Origin of the sequence: Mycolicibacterium boenickei, from assembly GCF_010731295.1 — a bacterium.
Classification (GTDB): Bacteria; Actinomycetota; Actinomycetes; order Mycobacteriales; family Mycobacteriaceae; genus Mycobacterium; species Mycobacterium boenickei.
On the sequence record NZ_AP022579.1, the window covers coordinates 4,277,671 to 4,296,323 of the forward strand.

Below are 18,653 nucleotides of genomic sequence, written 5' to 3' on the forward strand. Positions count from 1 at the left end.
TCAGGTAGACAGGTGCCACACCAGCGCGGCGGCCAGTGCGCCGACCCCGTTGAGTGACCAGTGCAGGGCGATCGGGGCGATCAGGCTGCCGCTGCGGCGCCGTAGCCAGGTGAACACGAAGCCCGCGATGCCGGTGGCGATCACGGCGAGGACCACGCCGGCGATCATGCCGAACACGCCGCCGCCGAACAGCCGGGTGAAGCCGACGTTCTCACTCGTCAATCCGAGCGAGCTGGCGATGTGCCACAGACCGAACAACAGCGAACCGCCCGCGGCGACGCCGCGAAAACCCCAGGCCCGGTTGAGTGCTCCGTGCAGCACGCCGCGAAACGCCAGTTCTTCGGGGATCACGGTCTGCAGCGGGATGATCACCATCGACGCCAGAAGCGCACCCGAGATGGTCGCGTAGTTGTCGTTCATGAACATCGGCCGGGTCCACGGCAGCGCCAACCCGATCGCGATCACCGAGACGACGAGCGCGACGGCTCCCAGGGCGTACCCGACGCCGGAGCGCCAGTGTTCGCGGCCCAGTCCGAGCTCGGCCCAGCCCAGGCCGCGGGCCCGCACGAGCACCAGCAGGCCGACCGCGGCCGCCGGGACGGTGGCGATACTGGCCCACGGGGTGGTGAAGTGCGCGATCAGATTGGTCAGGGTGAGGATGACGACGACGATGCCGATGTCGGCGTAGATCCGGAAATGGTGCAATGCCGAGAGCTGGGCCACCAGGGGGTGGGGATGCGCGGCCACGGCGCTCTGATCAGACATAACTTGCCAATCGTACCGGCGCGGCGCAATTACCCAGGTCACACCGTGGCCCAGGTCCAGTTGGCGATCGCCGGATCGTCCTCGCCGTGTTCGCGGGTGTAGCGCCGGGCGGCCAGTCGCGCGTCGACCATTTCCTGGCGGAGTCCCGCGGCGCTTGCCGACAGGCCGTCGACCCGGTCGATCACGTCCATGACCAAGTGGAACCGGTCGAGGTCGTTGAGCATCACCATGTCGAAGGGTGTGGTCGTGGTGCCCCGCTCCTTGAACCCGCGCACGTGGAGTTGGGCGTGGTTGGTGTGCCGGTAGGCCAGCCGGTGAATCAGCCACGGGTAGCCGTGATAGGCGAAGATGATCGGCTTGTCCGTGGTGAAGATCGAATCGAACTCGCGCTCGGACAGCCCGTGGGGATGTTCGGACTCGGGTTGCAGGCGCATGATGTCGACGACGTTGACCACCCGCACCTTCAGCTCGGGCAGGCGGCGGCGCAGGATGTCGGCGGCGGCCAGGGTCTCCAGCGTCGGGATGTCCCCGGCGCAGGCCAGCACCACATCGGGCTCGCCCGTCGTCTTACTGGCCCACTCCCAGATCCCGAGCCCGCGGGTGCAGTGGGCGACGGCTTCGTCCATCGTGAGGTAGGTCAGCGCCGGCTGCTTGCCTGCCACGATGACGTTGACGTACTGACGGCTGCGCAGGCAGTGGTCCGCGACCGACAGCAGGGTGTTGGCATCCGGCGGCAGGTAGACCCGCACCACTTCGGGCCGCTTGTTGGCGACATGATCGATGAAGCCCGGATCCTGATGCGAGGCGCCGTTGTGGTCCTGGCGCCACACATGGGAGGTCAGCAGATAGTTCAGCGACGCGATCGGCCGGCGCCAGGTCAGATGGGAACTGCTGAACAACCATTTGGCGTGCTGGTTGAGCATGGAGTCGACGATGTGGACGAACGCCTCGTAGCAGTTGAACAGCCCGTGCCGTCCGGTCAGCAGGTAACCCTCGAGCCAGCCCTGGCACAGGTGCTCGGAGAGGACTTCCATCACTCGGCCGTCGGGGGCCAGGTTCTCGTCGACGGACAGGGTCTCGGCTTGCCAGGCCTTGTCGGTCTTCTCGAACACGGCGGCCAGCCGGTTCGAAGCGGTTTCGTCCGGTCCCATCAACCGGAAGCGGTCGGGGTTGCCTGCGATGACGTCACGCAGGAACGTGCCGAGCACGCGGGTGGCTTCGGCGGTCTCGGTGCCGGGGCTGTCCACGGTCACCGCGTAATCGGCGAAGTCGGGGAGGTCGAGGTCACGAAGCAGCAATCCGCCGTTGGCGTGCGGGTTGGCGCTCATCCGCCGGTTGCCCGACGGTGCCAGCGCTCGCAGGTCGGGCCGCAGCGCCCCGGTGGCGTCGAAAAGTTCCTCGGGCCGGTAGCTCCGCAGCCAGGTTTCCAGCTGCGCCATGTGGGACGGGTTGGTCCGGGTCTCGGAAAGTGGCACCTGATGGGAGCGCCAGGTGCCCTCGACCAGTTTTCCGTCCACTTCGTGCGGCCCGGTCCAGCCCTTGGGCGTGCGCAGGACGATCATGGGCCACAGCGGGCGGCCCGGTTCGCCGTCGAGCCGGGCCGCCCGCTGGATCGCCGCGATCTGATCGAACGCCTCGTCCATGGCCGCGGCCAGTTGCTGGTGCACGTTGGCCGGGTCGTCGCCGGCCACGGTGATGGGCCGGTAACCGTAGCCGTAGAACAGTGATTCGAGTTCCTCCTGCGGGATGCGGGACAGCACTGTGGGATTGGCGATCTTGTAGCCGTTGAGGTGCAGGATCGGCAGCACCGCTCCGTCGACGGCCGGGTTGAGGAACTTGTTCGAATGCCAGCTGGCGGCCAGCGGCCCGGTCTCGGCCTCACCGTCGCCGACCACGCAGGCCACCACGAGGTCCGGATTGTCGAACGCGGCGCCGTAGGCGTGCACCAGCGCGTAGCCGAGTTCGCCGCCCTCGTGGATGGATCCGGGTGTCTCGGCGGCCACGTGACTGGGGATACCGCCGGGAAACGAGAACTGGCGGAACAGTTTCCGGAGGCCATCGGTGTCCTGTCCGATCCCGGTGTAGACCTCGCTGTAGGTGCCTTCCAGGTAGGCGTTGGCCACCAGACCCGGACCGCCGTGGCCGGGCCCGGTGACGTAGATGATGTTCGCGTCGCGTTCGCGGATGATCCGGTTGAGGTGGGCGTACAGCAGGTTCAACCCCGGCGTGGTGCCCCAGTGGCCCAGCAGTCGCGGTTTGACGTGCTCGGCGGCCAGCGGCTCGGCGAGCAACGGGTTGTCGAGTAGGTAGATCTGGCCGACGGACAGGTAGTTGGCCGCGCGCCAGTAGGCGTTGAGCTGCTCGAGTTCCGTATCGGTCAGTGCCGGTGTGAGGGTCGCGTCGCTCATGTTCTCCATAGTGGCCGGTATCGGTGAATGGCGCCCGGGATCCGGGTACCCGGATTCGGGCGGGCCAACCAACACCACCCGAAATCCGGCTAGGTTCGTGAGCATGGGCGTGCCCAGGACTGTCGACCCGCGAACCCCGGTCCTGGTCGGTTACGGCCAGGTCAACCAACGGCAGGTGACGCCGACCGTCGAACCGGTCGATCTGATGGCCGAGGCGGCCCGGGCCGCCGCCGACCCGCGCGTGCTGGAGGCGGTCGACTCGGTGCGGATCGTCAATGTGCTGTCCTGGCGCTACCGCGATCCGGGTTTGCTGTTGGCGCAGCGGATCCGGGCCGGCAACGCCCAGACGCGCTACACCGGGGTGGGTGGCAATGTTCCGCAGACTCTCGTGGGCCGGGCCTGCCTGGATCTGCAGGGCGGACGGGCCGAGGTGGTCCTGATCGCCGGGGCCGAGACGTGGCGCACCCGTAGCCGGCTGCGGGCGGCCGGGACCACACCGGACTGGACGCGCCAGGACGAGTCCGTTCCGGAGGCCCCGGGTGCGCATGACGGAGTGCCGATGGCCGGCGCCGCGGAGCTCCGCATCATGCTGGACCGACCGGCCTACGTGTACCCGATGATCGAGCAGGCGCTGCGGATCGCGAGCGGTGAGACCAGTGACGAACACCGCAGGCGGATCGGGGAGCTGTGGTCACGGTTCAGCGCGGTGGCGGCCGGCAACGCGCATGCCTGGAGCCGGGAAGCGGTGCCCGCCGAGGCGATCTGGCAGCCAGGCCCGGACAACCGGATGATCAGCTGGCCCTACACCAAGTTGATGAACTCCAACAACATGGTGGATCAGGGTGCGGCGCTGGTCCTCACCACCGCCGAGAAGGCGATCTATCTTCAGATCCCCACCGACCGTTGGGTTTTCCCCTATGCCGCGACGGACTCGCACGACACCTATGCCGTCGGTGAGCGAGCCGAGCTCGACCGGTCGCCGGGGATCCGGATCGCGGGGCGCCGAGTCCTGGAGCTGGCCGGGGTGGGCCTCGACGAGGTCGACTTCGTCGACGTCTACTCGTGCTTTCCCTCGGCGGTGCAGGTGGCGGCGGCCGAAATCGGTCTGCCCCTGGCCGATCCGTCACGGCCCTTGACGGTGACCGGCGGGCTGACGTTCGCGGGCGGGCCGTGGAACAACTACGTGTCCCATTCGATCGCCACGATGGCCGAGCGGCTCGTGGCCAACCCAGGAAGCCGGGGGCTGATCACCGCCAACGGCGGCTACCTCACCAAGCACAGCTTCGGGGTGTACGGCACCGAGCCGCCGCCCCGGGAATTCCGTTGGCAGGACGTGCAATCCGAGGTCGATGCCGAGCCGACGCGGCGGCTGGAGGTGGAGTTCACCGGCACTGGCACGGTGGAATCGTGGACCACGCCGGTGGGCCGTGACGGCACCGTGGAGCGGGCATTCCTCGCGGTGCGCACCCCGGGGGACGGCCGCACCATGGCCCGGATCGTCGACGAGTCGCAGGCCGCGGCGACCATGTCCGAGGACATCGCCGGGGCGCAGGTGCGGGTGCACGCCGACGGCAGTGCGACCCTGCTCTAGCGCGCGGCCAGCTCCCGCTGCGCCAGGGCGAGGACCTCGTCGGCGGTCGGTGGGCTGGGCGGATGATGGGACAGGCACCAGGGTGTCTGGATCTTGTGAAAAGCGTTGCCTTCCAACGCTACATAGAACTGACCCGAACGCAGCTTGCTGATGTCGGGCACGTGGCCGCCCTTTACCCGGGCCATTTCCCGGGCCACCGCGATCTGGGCGGGGGAGTTCAGTAGGCCGTAGAACTGCGTGGTGGCATTGCCCGGGATGTGGTTGTGCAGGCCGCGCGGGGACTGCGTGGCGAACACCAGTCCGAGCCCGTACTTCCGGGCCTGCGAGGACAGCGCGAGGGTGCTGTGGGTGGCGGCGGTCGTGTGACTCGACGGTGCGAAGTTCTGCGCCTCGTCGATCACCAGCAGGCCGCCGAGCGGCCGGTCCCCGGCCGGGTTGCGCTTGATCCACGCGAACAGCGCCATCTGCAACTGGTTGACGAACCCTTCGCGCTGTTGATCGCTGGTCAATCCGGCCATGTTGATCACCGACACCCTGGCCCGGTAACCCGGCGACGGCGTCAACAGCATCCCGGGGTCGGCGGCGGTCCCGGCTCCGCCGAACAGCGGATCGTTGACCGTCGCGGCGCGCAGGTTCTGCGCCAACTCGGCGGCCAGCTTCTGTGCCCCGCCCAGCGCGCTGACTTCGACCGGCAGATTGCCGAGCAGGTCGATGAAGCCGCCAAGGCCGCTCGAGGGGCTCGCCCCGTAGAACCGCAGTGCCTCCCGCAGCACCGCGCGGGACCGCTCCGCCTTGGCGGTGTTGCCTGCGATCAGGGCGCGGGGTTCGAGTGCGGCGACGGCGGATTCGACGGCGTCGGAGAACTCGTCGTCGTCGTCGATGACACTGGCGAAGTCGGGGAGCGGCTGGAAGGACAGCGGGCGACCGGTCGACCGGCGCGGGGTCCACACCACGACCTCGGCGTCCTCGAAGTACGCGTCGGCACGTTCATCGTCGGCCGGGTTCCATCCCGGGGGATTGTCGGGCCAGCGGGCGCCCAGCCGAGACAGGTCGTTGTTGGGGTCCAGCACGATCGACGACACGCCCCGCAGCGCGCACTCCTCGACCAGGCGCCGGATCAGCACGGTTTTGCCCGATCCGGAGCCGGCGAAGATCGCCGTGTGTTTACGCAGTGCGGCCAGGTCGACGGACACGGGGCGGCCGCCGGGGCTGTCCAGGCCCAGGGTGATCGCGGTGGGCGAGTGTTCGATCACCGGCTCGGGCTGCTGCGCCCGTATCGGACCGGTGGCGAGCTCGGCGTCCACATCGATCTGGGCCGGCGGCGGGGGATCGCCCGCGATGTCCCCGAGCGCGGCGCGCAGCCAGCCGATCCCGTGGGCGGGGCGGCGCCGGCGTAACCACTCGGGCAGGTCGGGGTGGTTGTCGTCGATCAGGTCGCGCAGCGCCGTCATGGTGCGCACGTCGTCCTCGCTCATCGGCAGCACCCGGCCGCCGGCTGCCTCGAACTCCGCGATCATCACGGCGGTTTTGGCGCCCTTCGGCCACGCGGTGTTGCGCAGCAGGAACAGCTGACGCCGGTCCGGATTGAAGCCCGTTGCCTCCCAGGCTTTCCGGACCCTGTTCTGGACCGCGACGGCATTGCCGGACGAGACCGCGCGGAATGCCCAGTGCCGCTCGTCGTCGGTGGCGGCATCGAGCGTCTGGCGCAGTCGTCCGTGCAGCACCACGCGTTGGCCCGGGAGCGGATCGGGGCGGAATGCCTGTCCGGCCTCGCCGAGCTCGGTGATCCACGCGTCCAGCGCGGCCGACAGCAGGCCGGGCATCGTGGTGTCCTCGCCATCGGGGTCCAGCGCGGCGACGGTCACGGCGCGGCGCCGATAGTCGGAGAAGCGGCGGTCCAATTCGCCGGTGTCCCCGAGCGCGGTGCCGGTCCCGGTGGGCTCGTGGGGCCCGGACACGTCACCGGTGAGTTGGGTCAGTTCTTCGATCGTGTCGTGTTCCAGGCAGCGGCGCACATGGGTGTCGGCGCGCTTGAGCAGCTGGCGCGGCGTGTACTGGGTGGCCTCGTCGAACGCCGACGGCAGGATCGGCCAGCTCGGGTAGGGCGCGGCGAATCCGATCGCCGAATAGCTGGCGGTGAACCGGCGTTCCAGGATGGCGCGGCCGACCTCCGGCGTCGGCAGGCCCTGCAGCAGCGCGGTGGTCCGGAAGCGGTCCTGCACCGTCGCGGTGGCGCGGTCCTGGATCGCCTCCCAGGCGGCGGGCAGGCAGGCCACCACGCCGACGGTGCGGCGCATGGTCTGGCGGATCGACATCAGCCCGTGGGCGATGTGTTCGAGGTCGTTGTTACCCGGGGGGCGCGCGGTTCCACCCGGGTCGGTGCCGGCCGCGCCGGAGGTGTCGGTGCGCTCGCTGGACTGGGCCAGCAGCGTGTCGATCTGGTCGAGGGCCAGAACGGACGGCCCGGCAAGGGCGATCAGCCGGGAGATGTCGCGCACCGATTCCTGCGGGGTGAGCACCGGCGCGGGCAGGCCCCAGGCCTCCTTCTCGCCGCTGCCGGTCAGGAAGGCTTCGCCGATGTCCTGTAGCTCGAGGTCGCCTGCGCCGAGCAGCACCAGGGCGCGCAGGGTGTGGTGTGCGCGCTTGACGGTGTGCCGGTGGACCTTGTGCAGGGAGTTGACGAAGTCGGTGAGGATCTCCGGGGTCAGGTCGTCGTCGCCGATCACCGCCCGGCGATTGGCCCGGGAGATGTGGGCCACCGAGGACAGTTCCCACAACAGGTCTTTGAGTTGGGTTTCGCGCTCGCTGCCTGGCCGGCCCAGGCTCTCCAGGATGCCTGCGCGGGCGGACTGCCAGAAGCTGGCCGCATCCAGCAGTTCGACGAGGAAGAAGAAACCGCCGCCGGTCTGCACCTGCTCGCGCACCTGACCGAGCAGGTGGGTCTTGCCCGATCCGGCCGGGCCGCGAACCACCACGCCCAGCGGGCTGGAGTCGGTTTCCCGTTCGGCATCGCCGAAGGCGGCCATCACGTCGGCCATCGGCCGGTCGTGCAGGCCGCGCACGTGCAGCGCGCCCTGCGAATGCCACAGATCGTCGGCGGTCGGCGCCCAGGTCAGGCGGAGCGCGCTGAGCGCTTCGCGGTGCTGAAGCTCCATCAGGACTCGATCGCGATCAGGTGCTTGTCCTGGTTACCTATCTCCACCGCGGCTTCGCGGTCGGCGGGGGTGAGCACCTTCTGGTTCTCCTCGGGGATCAGGCTGACGCCGGGTTGCTGATAGAGGCTGATCAGCGCGGCGTCGACAGTGGGTCGGGGAAGCCCGGGCACGGCCTGGCGCAGTCGCAACAGGCTCACCCAGCCTCCGGGCCGGGCGGCCAGCCCGGCATAGGCGGTACGCAGCTGGATCTCGGGGCCCGCCCCGGCTGTCTGGGCGGGCACCTCGGTGGGCTCCTCGGCAGGCAGGAAGACGTCGGCGGGAACCAGTTCGGCATGCTGGAAGTAGCGGTTCAGCGCACCCAGCAGCGTGTACAAGGCCTTGCCCTGCCCGGTGGACCGCGGCGGTGCGCCTGCGCCGAACAGGGACCGGCACAGTGCCCATCCCGCGTCGGTCAGTTCGTGGACGAGGGGCCGGGTGCCGGTGGACTCGATCAGGCCCAACCGGTTGAGCCGGTCGCGCTTCGGCTTGTCGAGCTTGGGCCCGAGCCGCTCCAGCTCGGCGTTGGGCACCGGGCGGGACTCGGCCATCAGTACCAGCAGGACAGCCTGCTCGGTGCCGGTCAGCTCGTCGAGCGCGACATTCACCGGATGCTCACCTTCCTGCCGTCATGTTTGTGGCACGCGGGCGGGGCGATACCGGCACGTGTCTCAAGCACGTTAGCGCGTACCGGTGACCCCGCGAGAATGTTGTTGCGCCACACGGTTTTCGCCCGCACGGTGGGTGGGGCGCCCGCAGCTACCCGATCGGCAGCGGCTGCGCCGGGTCGGCGATGCGTTCCGGATCGACCGGGGCGGCCGACCGGATCAGCGCCTTGACGTCGTCAAGGACATCCCACACGTTGACGTTCATCCCCGCCAGAACCCGGTTGGCGCCGTCGAGCCAGAACGCGATGAATTCACGTCCAGCAACGTCGCCGCGGAAAACCACCCGCTGATATTCGGGGGCATGACCGACATATTCCATGCCGAGGTCGTACTGATCGGTGAAGAAATACGGCAATTCGTCGTATTCGGCGGTTTTGCCCAGCATCCCCACCGCCGCTACCGCAGGTTGCTTGAGCGCGTTGGCCCAGTGTTCGGTGCGGATGCGCACCCCGAAGAACGGATGCTGCGCGGCGGCGATGTCGCCGACGGCGTAGATGTCGGGATCGCTGCTGCGCAGCGACGCGTCGACGAGCACACCGCCGTCTCCGATGGCCAGCCCGGCCTGTTCGGCCAGGCCGATGTTCGGTGCTGCGCCCACGGCGACCAGTACCGCGTCGGCGGCGACGGTGGAGCCGTCCCCGAGCCGAAGTCCGGTGGCGCGGCCGTTGTCGGTGGTGATCTCCTGGACCGACTGGTCCAGCCGCAGGTCGACGCCGTGCTCGCGGTGCAGTTGCGCGAACACCTGGCCGACCTCGGCGCCGAGGGCGGCCAGCAGCGGCAGGTGGGCGGCCTCGACGACGGTGACGTCGACATCGCGCCCCCGGGCGCTGGCGGCCACTTCCAGCCCGATCCAGCCGGCGCCTACCACGGCGAGCGTGGAACCCGGGGTCAACGCCGCGCTCAGGGCTGCGGCGTCGTCGATCGTGCGCAGGTAGTGCACCCCCGCCGCGTCGGATCCCGGGATCGGCGGGCGGCGGGACGAAGACCCGGTGGCCAGCAGCAGCTTGTCGTAACCGACGGTGGTGCCGTCGGGCAGGGCCAGCGTGTGCTCGGCGGCGTTGACGGCGGTCACCTCGGTGCCGAGCCTCAGGTCGACGTTGTGGTCGCGGTACCAGGGCGACGGATCGACCGTGAAGTCATCGAGTTTCTTCTTGCCTGCCAGGTACTCCTTGGACAGCGGCGGACGCTCGTACGGGAGCTGGTCCTCGGCGGCGAACAGCACGATATGGCCGTCAAAGTCGTTGTCCCGCAGTGCTTCAGCAGCCTTGGCGCCGGCCAGGCCGCCGCCGGCTATCGCGAATGTGGACGACGTGGTCATGTCGATTCAGCCTACTCGCCCGACACCAACTGCTTCAGTTTTCGGGCGTTGCGTACCGCATGACCACCGAGATCGTTGTTGAAGTAGACGACGACGCGGTGGTCGTCGTGGTCCCACTGCCGGATCTGCTGTGCCCACTCGCTCAGCTCGTCATCGGAGTAGCAGCCGGCGTATATGGCGTCCTCGCCGGGACCGTGCATCCGGAGGTAGACCAGCTCACTGGTGGCCACCGGGCGGCAGGTGAGTCCGGGTCCGCTCATCACGACGTAGGCCGCGCCGTGGTGCCGCAACAGTTCGTACACGGCCTCCTCGTGCCAGGACGGATGGCGCAGCTCCATCGCCACCCGGATCCGGCGGGGGAGTTGCGACAGGAAAGCGCCGAGGAGTTCGTCGTCGCGTTCCAGGTCGGGGTGCAGCTGGACCAACAGTGCCTCGTTGTGGCTGCCGAGCAGTTTCCAGTACTCGTCGAACCGCGGTGTCCAGCTCTCCGGTGACCGCAGCCGCCGGTAGTGGGTCAGACCGCGGTGCGCCTTGACCGACATGGTGAATCCGTCGGGCATCTGGTCGCGCCAGCCGGTGAAGGTGGTGTCAGCGGGCCAGCGGTAGAAACTGCCGTTGAGTTCGACGGTGTCGAACTCTCCGACGTAGCGGGCCAGCCGGGACTTCGCCGGTGTGCCGCGGGGATAGAGCACATCGGTCCAGTGGTCGTACGACCAACCCGAGGTGCCGATCCTGATCATGTGCCATCGCTAGGGGACGTCTGTGTAGTGCGGGGAGTAGCCCTCGGCGGAGAAGGTGAAACCTCGGCCCGTCAGCTCCCGGACACAGGACACCCCGGACTGCTCCTGGACGTTGCAGCGGAATCCGGCCACTGCCAGCACATTGCCGAACGGCAGCACGACAGCGGTGGGCTGCGCGAACTCGGGCTGGGCCAGGTTGACGAACTGGGCGTCGTTGTCCCGGTCGAGGACAAGGGAATTCGGTGTCGCTGTCCCGCCGGTCGGGTCGGGCACCTCGGTCGGGGCCCCGGTGACCGCCATCGCCGATACGCCGCCTGCGGCCTGGCAGCCCGCGCGATCCCTGGGCAGTATCGCGCACTGCCACCGGCCGCTCGGCGTGCTGAAGTAGTAGCCCTTGTGCCCGTTGACGTCCAGCATGTAGTCGGCCGCGTTGACCAGGTGGGCGGTGCCGAATGTCGGAGGTGTCGGGGTGGTGCTCGCGGGCGGCGGTGAGGCGGCATCGTCGGTGTTGACGACGGTTCCGGACGCACATCCGGTCAATGCCGCAGCGGCGGCTCCAAAGATCGCACAGCGGACGAGGCAAGCCTTCACGACGCAAGACCCTAGTCAATCGACGTGCCGCCCGGACGGTAGCGTCGAGTTTCCGTGACACCTGAAGCGCGTCCCGCAGCGGCCCGGCTCACCACCGCGTTGCTCACCGCGGGTGTGGTGGGCGGATCGTTGATCACGGCGGTGTCGCTCACCCTGGCGTTGGTCCGTCCCGGTTTCGATCTGACCCGGCATGCCAATTCGATGCTGGTCCTTGGTGATTGGGGCTGGATCCAGACGGTGAACTTCGTGGTCTGCGGGCTGCTGTTGACCGCCTTCGGGGCGGGGATCTGGCGTGTGGCCCCGGACGTGTGGTCCGGGCGGGTCGCGGCGATCTGTGTCGCGCTGTACGGGCTGCTGGCCGGTGTGGTGGTGGGGCTCAACCCGACCGACCCCGGGTTCGGGTTCCCGCCGGGTGCACCGCAGGGCTATCCCGGGGTCGACGGATTGAGCGCCTCGGCCAAGGTCCACGGTGCGGCCGGCGGCCTCGGGTTCCTGGCCGCAACTATCGGATGTTTCGCGCTGACAAGGTTTTTCGCTCGCATGGGGGATCGGGTCTGGGCGGCGGTGTCGGCCGTGACCGGGGTCGCGGTGGTGTCGGTGGGTGCGTATATGGGTCTCAACGCGGGTGCACAGAGCGAGACGTTCAACTATGTGCCGACGTGGATCAGCGGGGCGGCGCTGTGGCTGTTCATCGTTGCCGTGGCCGCGCGGTTGCTGCGCTCACATCGCGACGCACACGTCGGCACCCAGTAGCAGCACCGGCCACAGCAGTGTCACCTGCCCGAAGGCCACCAGATCGGCACCGGCCGGGAATTTGGTCAGCAGGCCCGACTCGATGAGCTGCACCTGCTCGGGGTGGAAGAACGTCCACACCAGGCCGATCACGAGGTAGGGCAAGGACAACCACATGAGTGTCTCGAGCAGCTGCTCGACGCTGAGCTTGTAACTCAAGGTACGGCGGATCCGGTCCATCAGATCAGCGCCTTGTCGGCAGCCACCCGCCGGCGGACGTCGGCCAGCAGCAGGTAACTGCCACCCTGACGGATGAACACCGGCAGGAAGCGGTTGCCGAATGCCACCGCCAGGAACAGCCATTCGAACAGCCGCTGCCGGCCGCGGCCCCAGCCGAAGCCGACGGCATCGCGGAACACCGGTGCCAGGAAACCTGCCGTGAGGAACTTCAACAGCGGCCGGAACGGGATACGGAGCAGCGGGTTGATCATCCGCAGGTCCACCAGATCGTGCAGATACTTCCTGACGACGTCGTCCATCTGAACCCGTCCGCACGCGGTGTCCCAGTACGTGTCGAAATCGGCCCGCGTCGCGGGCCACTGTTCCTGGCTGACCTGCAGGGTGGTGCCGAGCGTGGCGGCGGATTGATAGAACTGCTCGGCCTGGGCGTCGGTCATCTCACCCCGCAACAGCTGGTAGACATCCTCCAGCCCGACGAACAGACAGGCCGCCACCCACAGCTGCAGGTCGCGGTCGAAGGCGTTGTACTGCACGGGACTTGCCGGACCGGACCGGACCTGCCGGTGGGCGGTGTCGACGGCGTCGCGGAACGCCGCGCGGTCCTCGGGCTTTCCGAGGACGGCCACCGCCAGGTAGCTCAGGGTGGTGCGGGCCCGCTTCCACGGGTGTTTGAGCAGGTTGCCGGAGTCCACGGTGCTCTCGACGACTCCGTAGCCGACGCCCGGTGAGGACAGCTGCATGATCACGTTGGCCGCGCCGGCGGCGAAGCCCCACAGATCCATCGCATCGGCGATGGTCACGTCGTCGTCGGACCAGCGTGCGGTGCGGTGGGAGATCTCGATGCGGTTGGCCGCGGCGGTGTTGCCGGAAGGCATTCGTCGGCTCCTCGTCAGCTCATGCACACGTTGGTGAAAAGCAGGACCGGCCAGGAGACGATCGAGCCGAGGAAGGACACGGTGGCATCGGCGCCGTGCATGCCGGCCAGGTGGCCGGTGTGGGTGAGCGACCAGATCAGGCCGATGAGCAGATAGGGAACCGCGAGGATGATGGCGGTGCCGATCCACTCGGCGATGGTCATCTGGAAGCCGAGAATCTTGCGTACTGCGGTCAACATGTGAAGTGCGCCCCCGTCGTTGTCAGGCGCGCTCTATGTTAATGGCGATTCTGGTTGGCCGCCCCGGAAATCACTTGGGCGGAAGCCCCTTGGCGTAAGCGATGCCGCGCTCGACCCAGGACTGGAGCTGGTGCTTGGTCTTGATGCCGGGGCCGGTGATCCGCAGCCAGCCCCGCATCTCGCGGCCGCCCATCACCATCGGCTCGACGTGGTCGCGCTGCACCAGCTTCTCGCCGTCGTCACGCGAGACCCGGACCATCAGGCCGCCCTCGCGAGTCGCTGCCACGGCCATGTTGCCGTTGATCAGGAACGCCAGCCCGCCGAACATGCGCTTCTCGTCGAGGCCCCTTTCGGAGGCCGTCAGCTCGCGGATGCGGTTGGCCAGGTCGGGATCGAAGGCCATGTCAGTCGAGGTCGATGCGGAGGGTGAGCAGGTCACTGCCTACGGCCCGGACCACCGCGCTGTTGAGCGCAGGCAGTTCTTTGAGCCGCGCGACCGGGTCGTCGTCGGGCAGCAGGTGCGCCGTACCGGTCCGCCACTGCCCGTTGATACGCAGCCGCACAGCGGGATTGGACTTGATGTTGAGCACGTAGTGGGATCGGTCGCCGTGCTCGGAGACCATCCAGAACTGGTTGCCGACCACCCGGCCGCCGACGGCGGTATGCCGTGGCTCACCGGATTTGCGGCCGACGGTCTCCAGCATGGTGACGGGCAGTTGGCGCCCGACCGGGTTGACGATGCGGCGTTGGGCGCCATGGACGATGCGTCGCTTCAGATCGCGAAGATCCACCATGGCGCCACCCTACCGAGCGTCAGTCGGAATCAGTGGACTCGAGTTCGGCGCGGAAGGCGGCTTCCCGGTCGAGGTGCCGCGGCCGACGTCGCAGCACCAGCCAGGCGATGCCGAGCACCAGGAACCACACCGGCGTCACCAGTTCGGCCTGCAGGGTGTCTTCCTTCTGGGTGAACGCCCACAGCAGGAAGGCGAAGAAGGCCAGCACGATGTAGCACATCACGACACCGCCGGGCATCTTGAACTTCGATGCCTCGTGCAGTTCCGGCCTGCGCTTCCGGTACACCAGGTAGCTGATCAGGATGATGGTCCAGACGAAGATGAAGCACAGCGACGAGATCGTGGTGACCAGGGTGAAGGCCGCGACGATCGAGTCGCCTGCGGCGACCATGACCACACCCGACAGCAGGAACACCCCGGACAGGAACAATGCGTTGGCGGGCACCCGCCGTGAGGTGAGCTTGCCGAACAGGCTCGGCGCGTCGCCTTCGGTGGCCAGGCCGTAGACCATCCGGGAGGTCGAATAGATTCCGGAGTTGGCCGACGACGTCGCCGAGGTCAGCACCACGAAGTTGACCACCGATGCGGCGATTCCCAGGCCCGCGAGGCTGAACATGGCCACGAACGGGCTGAGGTTCGGGTCGATCTCGCGCCACGGCGTGACCGCGATGATCACTGTCAGTGCTGCAACATAGAAGAGCATGACGCGCACGGGGATCGAGTTGATGGCCCTGGGCAGGTTGCGCTCGGGGTCCTTGGCCTCGGCCGCGGTGGTGCCCACCAGTTCGATGCCGACGAACGCGAAGGTGGCGATCTGGAAGCCGGCCACGAATCCCATTGGGCCGGTGGGGAAGAAGCCGCCGTCGTTCCACAGGTTCGCGAAGGCGGCCTCGGCGCCGGTCGGTGCCTTGAAACTGGTGAAGATCATCACGAGGCCGACGACGATCAGCGTCACGATGGCGATGATCTTGATCAGGGCGAACCAGAACTCGGTTTCACCGAAGGCCCGCACGGTCGGCAGGTTCAGTCCGATCAGTACCACGACCGTGGCCAGGGCCGGGATCCACAGCGGCAGGTCGGGCCACCAGAAGGCCACATACCCGGCGATCACCACGACGTCGGCGACGCCCGTGACGATCCAGCAGAACCAGTACGTCCAGCCGGTGAAGAACCCCGCCCACGGGCCGAGCAGGTCGGCCGCGAAATCGGCGAAGGACTTGTAATGCAGGTTGGACAGGAGCAATTCGCCCATCGCCCGCATCACGAAGAACAGCATGAAGCCGATGATCATGTAGACGAACAGCACCGACGGGCCGGCCAGCGAGATCGTCTTGCCGGACCCCATGAACAGGCCGGTTCCGATCGCGCCGCCGATCGCGATCAGCTGGATGTGCCGGTTGGACAGCTGGCGGGAGAGGTGCTGTGGCTGCCCGGACGATGCGGGCGATTCCGCTGAATCAGCGGACAGATCACTGGATCGGGTCATAACAACCTCAAGGATCTCAGGCCCCATGGGGAGCGCGGAATGCGGGCGCCTCCCCGCTCTGTCGCTTTGAACCTGAGAGTTTTCACGAACCGCCTGTCGGCGCTTCACCTGCCCCTTCGGTGAGCCGGTCCTGGCCGACTGCTTTCCAGAGGTGCCTAGTCGCGGCGATACCGGGGCCTGAGAGATTCCTGGGGAGGATTTGCTCCTGCGGCGCCCGCCGGCTGGATGGGGCGGGACTCTCCCGCCGCGACTCAACGGCGTCTTAAGTTGTGAGCCACCCCGAACCCGGAGTGTGCCGCGCGTCACGTTAGCAGCCGAGTGCGGATTGCGCACCCCCATGGTCGGCGCCACACGCCGAGCGACCGTGTCTGTCCGGTGACCCGCCGTCACCTGCATACATTCACGGTCGCTCGCGCGGTGGACCTCCTTACGCGGCGGCGGTCGCCAACTCCTCCGCCGGCTCCAGAGCCTGGGCGATGATGTCGGCAACGTCGGTCATCGGCCGAACGTCGAGCACCGCCAGCACCTCAGCGGGCACCTCGTCCAGATCGGGCTCGTTGCGCTGTGGGATGAAGACCGTCTTCAGCCCGGCCCGCTGCGCCGCGAGCAGCTTCTGCTTGACACCGCCGATCGGCAGCACCCGGCCGTTCAGCGTGACCTCACCGGTCATGCCGACATCGCCGCGCACCTGCCGCCCGGTTGCCATCGATACCAGTGCCGTCACCATCGTGACGCCGGCCGACGGACCGTCCTTGGGCACCGCGCCCGCGGGCACGTGCACGTGGATCTGGCGGTCCAGTGCCTTGGCATCCACACCCAATTCCGACGCGTGGGCCCGCACGTAGGACAGCGCGATCTGTGCCGACTCCTTCATGACGTCGCCCAGCTGACCGGTCAGCTTCAACCCCGGCTCGCCCTCGTTCGAGTTGGCCTCGATGTAGAGCACGTCGCCGCCCAGGCCGGTCACGGCCAGGCCGGTCGCCACACCCGGCACCGCGGTCCGTTCGTCGGATTCCGGCGTGAACCGCGGACGGCCCAGGTACTCAACGAGATCCGGCTCGTCGATCATGATCGGGGCGTCGGTGGAGTCCAGTTTCGTGGTCACCTTGCGCAGCGCCTTGGCCAGCAACCGCTCGAACTGCCGGACGCCCGGCTCGCGCGTGTAGTCCGCGGCGATCTTGCGCAGCGCCGCATCGGTCACGCTCACCTCGGCATCGGTCAGGGCCGCGCGTTCGGTCTGCCTCGGCAGCAGGTAGTCCCGCGCGATCGCGACCTTGTCGTCCTCGGTGTAGCCGTCGATCTGCACCAGCTCCATCCGGTCCAGCAGGGCGGACGGGATGTTCTCGATGACGTTGGCCGTCGCCAGGAACACCACATCGGACAGGTCCAGATCCAGGTCCAGGTAGTGGTCGCGGAACGTGTGGTTCTGCGCCGGGTCCAGCACCTCCAGCAGCGCCGCCGACGGGTCGCCCCGGTAGTCCGAGCCCACCTTGTCGATCTCGTCCAGCAGCACAACGGGATTCATCGAACCCGCCTCGCCGATGGCCCGCACGATGCGGCCCGGCAGCGCGCCGACGTAGGTGCGCCGGTGGCCACGGATCTCGGCCTCGTCCCGCACGCCGCCCAGGGCGACGCGCACGAACTTGCGGCCCAGAGCGCGGGCGACGGACTCGCCGAGCGAGGTCTTGCCGACCCCGGGCGGACCGGCCAGCACCATCACCGCACCCGAACCGCGGCCGCCGACGACGGCCATCCCGCGCTGGGCCCGACGGGCCCGAACGGCCAGGTATTCGACGATGCGGTCCTTGACGTCGTCCAGACCGTGGTGGTCGGCGTCCAGAATCTCGCGGGCCCCCTTGAGATCGGTCGAGTCCTCGGTGCGCTCGTTCCACGGCAGGTCGAGCACGGTGTCCAGCCAGGTGCGGATCCAGCCGCCCTCGGGGCTCTGCTCGCTGGAGCGTTCCAGCTTGCCGACCTCACGCAACGCGGCCTCGCGGACCTTGTCCGGAAGATCGGCGGCCTCGACCCGGGCCCGGTAATCCTCAGACCCCTCAGGCTCGCCTTCGCCCAGTTCCTTGCGGATGGCGGCCAGCTGCTGGCGCAGCAGGAATTCCTTCTGCTGCTTGTCCATGCCGGACCGGACGTCCTCGGCGATCTTGTCGTTCACCTCGACCTCGGCCAGGTGCTCGCCGGTCCAGTCGATCAGCAGCCGGAGACGGCGATCCACGTCCGCGGTCTCCAGCAGTTCGCGCCGTTGCACATCGGTCAGGTACGACGCGTACCCGGCAGTGTCGGTGAGCGCGGACGGGTCGTTGATCTTGTTGATCACGTCCACGATCTGCCAGGCTTCACGCCGCTGCAGGATGGCCAGCAGCAGCTTCTTGTATTCGGCAGCCAGTGCCTTGGTCTCGTCGGTCGGGGTTTCAGCCTCGGCGGCTTCTTCCACCTCGACCCACAGCGCGGTGCCGGGTCCGGTGGTGCCGGAGCCGATGTGGGCGCGGCGTTCGCCGCGGACGACGGCGGCTTCCGCGCCACCGGGCATGCGGCCGACCTGCACGATCGACGCGATCACGCCATGGGTGGGGTAGCGGTCGTCCAGGCGCGGAGCGATCAGGAGTTTTCCGGATTCGCTGGCCTGGGCGGCGTCGACCGCTGCGCGGGCGGCGTCGTCGAGTTCGATCGGCAGCACCATTCCGGGCAGGACGATCGGTTCGCTCAAGAACAGAATGGGCACTGCGATTTGTTCAGGCATCAAACCTCCAAAGTTCAGTCTGATGCGCTCAACCTTGGCGGCGTCGGGTTTGTTCCCCGGCATTGCCGCGCCCGGGTTCGCCGTGAGTGAACGGACGCTGAGGAACGCCTCCGTCGAGCACTGAACCGAGGATTTCAGCCACATATTGACCGGAATCCTCGGTTTAGTCCGCAATGCCTGCCGTGATCACCGACCAGCAGGCTCCTCAACATCACGGCTGCCTTGTCAGGGCGGGTCGGGAGGCGACGGTCCGGGTCCTCGCC

General features: G+C 68.1%; 16 protein-coding genes and 1 riboswitch. Of the genes, 2 read left to right on the forward strand and 14 right to left on the reverse strand.

Annotation, left to right across the window (positions count from 1 at the left end; translation table 11 throughout):
- Complete coding sequence (locus G6N57_RS20275) at window positions 1-765, reverse strand: CPBP family intramembrane glutamic endopeptidase (RefSeq protein ID WP_065459417.1); 765 nt, start codon at window positions 763-765, stop codon at window positions 1-3.
- A gap of 38 nt (window positions 766-803) precedes the next feature.
- On the reverse strand, window positions 804-3,173 hold the full coding sequence (locus tag G6N57_RS20280) for a phosphoketolase family protein (protein ID WP_077741954.1): 2,370 nt from the start codon (window positions 3,171-3,173) through the stop codon (window positions 804-806).
- Window positions 3,174-3,276: 103 nt separating this feature from the next.
- On the opposite strand from G6N57_RS20280, the gene G6N57_RS20285 reads away from it, so the two are divergent.
- Window positions 3,277-4,764: an acetyl-CoA acetyltransferase gene (locus tag G6N57_RS20285; protein WP_077740859.1), complete on the forward strand. Its 1,488-nt coding sequence runs from the start codon at window positions 3,277-3,279 to the stop codon at window positions 4,762-4,764.
- On the opposite strand, the gene G6N57_RS20290 is transcribed toward G6N57_RS20285, so the two are convergent.
- The 5 genes from G6N57_RS20290 to G6N57_RS20310 form a co-directional block, all read right to left on the reverse strand.
- On the reverse strand, window positions 4,761-7,919 hold the full coding sequence (locus G6N57_RS20290; RefSeq protein ID WP_077740858.1) for a helicase HerA domain-containing protein: 3,159 nt from the start codon (window positions 7,917-7,919) through the stop codon (window positions 4,761-4,763). The genes G6N57_RS20285 and G6N57_RS20290 overlap by 4 nt on opposite strands.
- On the reverse strand, window positions 7,919-8,563 hold the full coding sequence (locus G6N57_RS20295; RefSeq protein WP_077740857.1) for a hypothetical protein: 645 nt from the start codon (window positions 8,561-8,563) through the stop codon (window positions 7,919-7,921). The genes G6N57_RS20290 and G6N57_RS20295 overlap by 1 nt, the downstream gene beginning before the upstream one ends.
- Before the next feature lie 151 nt (window positions 8,564-8,714).
- The gene (locus tag G6N57_RS20300; protein WP_077740856.1) at window positions 8,715-9,941 is read right to left on the reverse strand and encodes an NAD(P)/FAD-dependent oxidoreductase; all 1,227 of its coding nucleotides are present in this window, start codon (window positions 9,939-9,941) and stop codon (window positions 8,715-8,717) included.
- Between the two features lie 11 nt (window positions 9,942-9,952).
- A complete protein-coding gene (locus tag G6N57_RS20305) occupies window positions 9,953-10,681 on the reverse strand; it encodes a DUF72 domain-containing protein (protein WP_077740855.1) in 729 nt (242 codons plus the stop codon).
- A gap of 9 nt (window positions 10,682-10,690) precedes the next feature.
- Window positions 10,691-11,272 carry a hypothetical protein gene (locus tag G6N57_RS20310; protein WP_077740854.1) on the reverse strand — a complete coding sequence of 194 codons (582 nt, stop codon included), beginning with the start codon at window positions 11,270-11,272 and terminating at the stop codon, window positions 10,691-10,693.
- Window positions 11,273-11,326: 54 nt separating this feature from the next.
- On the opposite strand from G6N57_RS20310, the gene G6N57_RS20315 reads away from it, so the two are divergent.
- Window positions 11,327-12,025 (forward strand): DUF998 domain-containing protein, encoded by a 699-nt coding sequence (locus tag G6N57_RS20315; RefSeq protein ID WP_077740853.1) that lies wholly within the window; start codon window positions 11,327-11,329, stop codon window positions 12,023-12,025.
- On the opposite strand, the gene G6N57_RS20320 is transcribed toward G6N57_RS20315, so the two are convergent.
- From G6N57_RS20320 to lon, 7 genes are all read right to left on the reverse strand, one after another.
- The gene (locus tag G6N57_RS20320; protein ID WP_077740852.1) at window positions 11,993-12,244 is read right to left on the reverse strand and encodes a hypothetical protein; all 252 of its coding nucleotides are present in this window, start codon (window positions 12,242-12,244) and stop codon (window positions 11,993-11,995) included. The genes G6N57_RS20315 and G6N57_RS20320 overlap by 33 nt on opposite strands.
- Window positions 12,244-13,119 (reverse strand): oxygenase MpaB family protein, encoded by an 876-nt coding sequence (locus G6N57_RS20325; protein WP_077740851.1) that lies wholly within the window; start codon window positions 13,117-13,119, stop codon window positions 12,244-12,246. The genes G6N57_RS20320 and G6N57_RS20325 overlap by 1 nt, the downstream gene beginning before the upstream one ends.
- 14 nt (window positions 13,120-13,133) lie before the next feature.
- Window positions 13,134-13,358, reverse strand: coding sequence for a hypothetical protein (locus G6N57_RS20330; protein WP_036451270.1), 225 nt, complete (start codon window positions 13,356-13,358; stop codon window positions 13,134-13,136).
- Window positions 13,359-13,428: 70 nt separating this feature from the next.
- The gene (locus G6N57_RS20335) at window positions 13,429-13,761 is read right to left on the reverse strand and encodes a TfoX/Sxy family protein (protein ID WP_077740850.1); all 333 of its coding nucleotides are present in this window, start codon (window positions 13,759-13,761) and stop codon (window positions 13,429-13,431) included.
- A 1-nt stretch (window position 13,762) separates the two neighbouring features.
- Window positions 13,763-14,152, reverse strand: coding sequence for a nitroreductase/quinone reductase family protein (locus tag G6N57_RS20340; RefSeq protein WP_077740849.1), 390 nt, complete (start codon window positions 14,150-14,152; stop codon window positions 13,763-13,765).
- 19 nt (window positions 14,153-14,171) lie between these two features.
- A complete protein-coding gene (gene cycA / locus G6N57_RS20345) occupies window positions 14,172-15,638 on the reverse strand; it encodes a D-serine/D-alanine/glycine transporter (protein ID WP_077740848.1) in 1,467 nt (488 codons plus the stop codon).
- Between the two features lie 155 nt (window positions 15,639-15,793).
- Window positions 15,794-15,892: riboswitch (glycine riboswitch) on the reverse strand.
- 173 nt (window positions 15,893-16,065) lie between these two features.
- Window positions 16,066-18,390: an endopeptidase La gene (gene lon / locus G6N57_RS20350; RefSeq protein WP_077741953.1), complete on the reverse strand. Its 2,325-nt coding sequence runs from the start codon at window positions 18,388-18,390 to the stop codon at window positions 16,066-16,068.
- Between the last annotated feature and the right edge of the window lie 263 nt (window positions 18,391-18,653).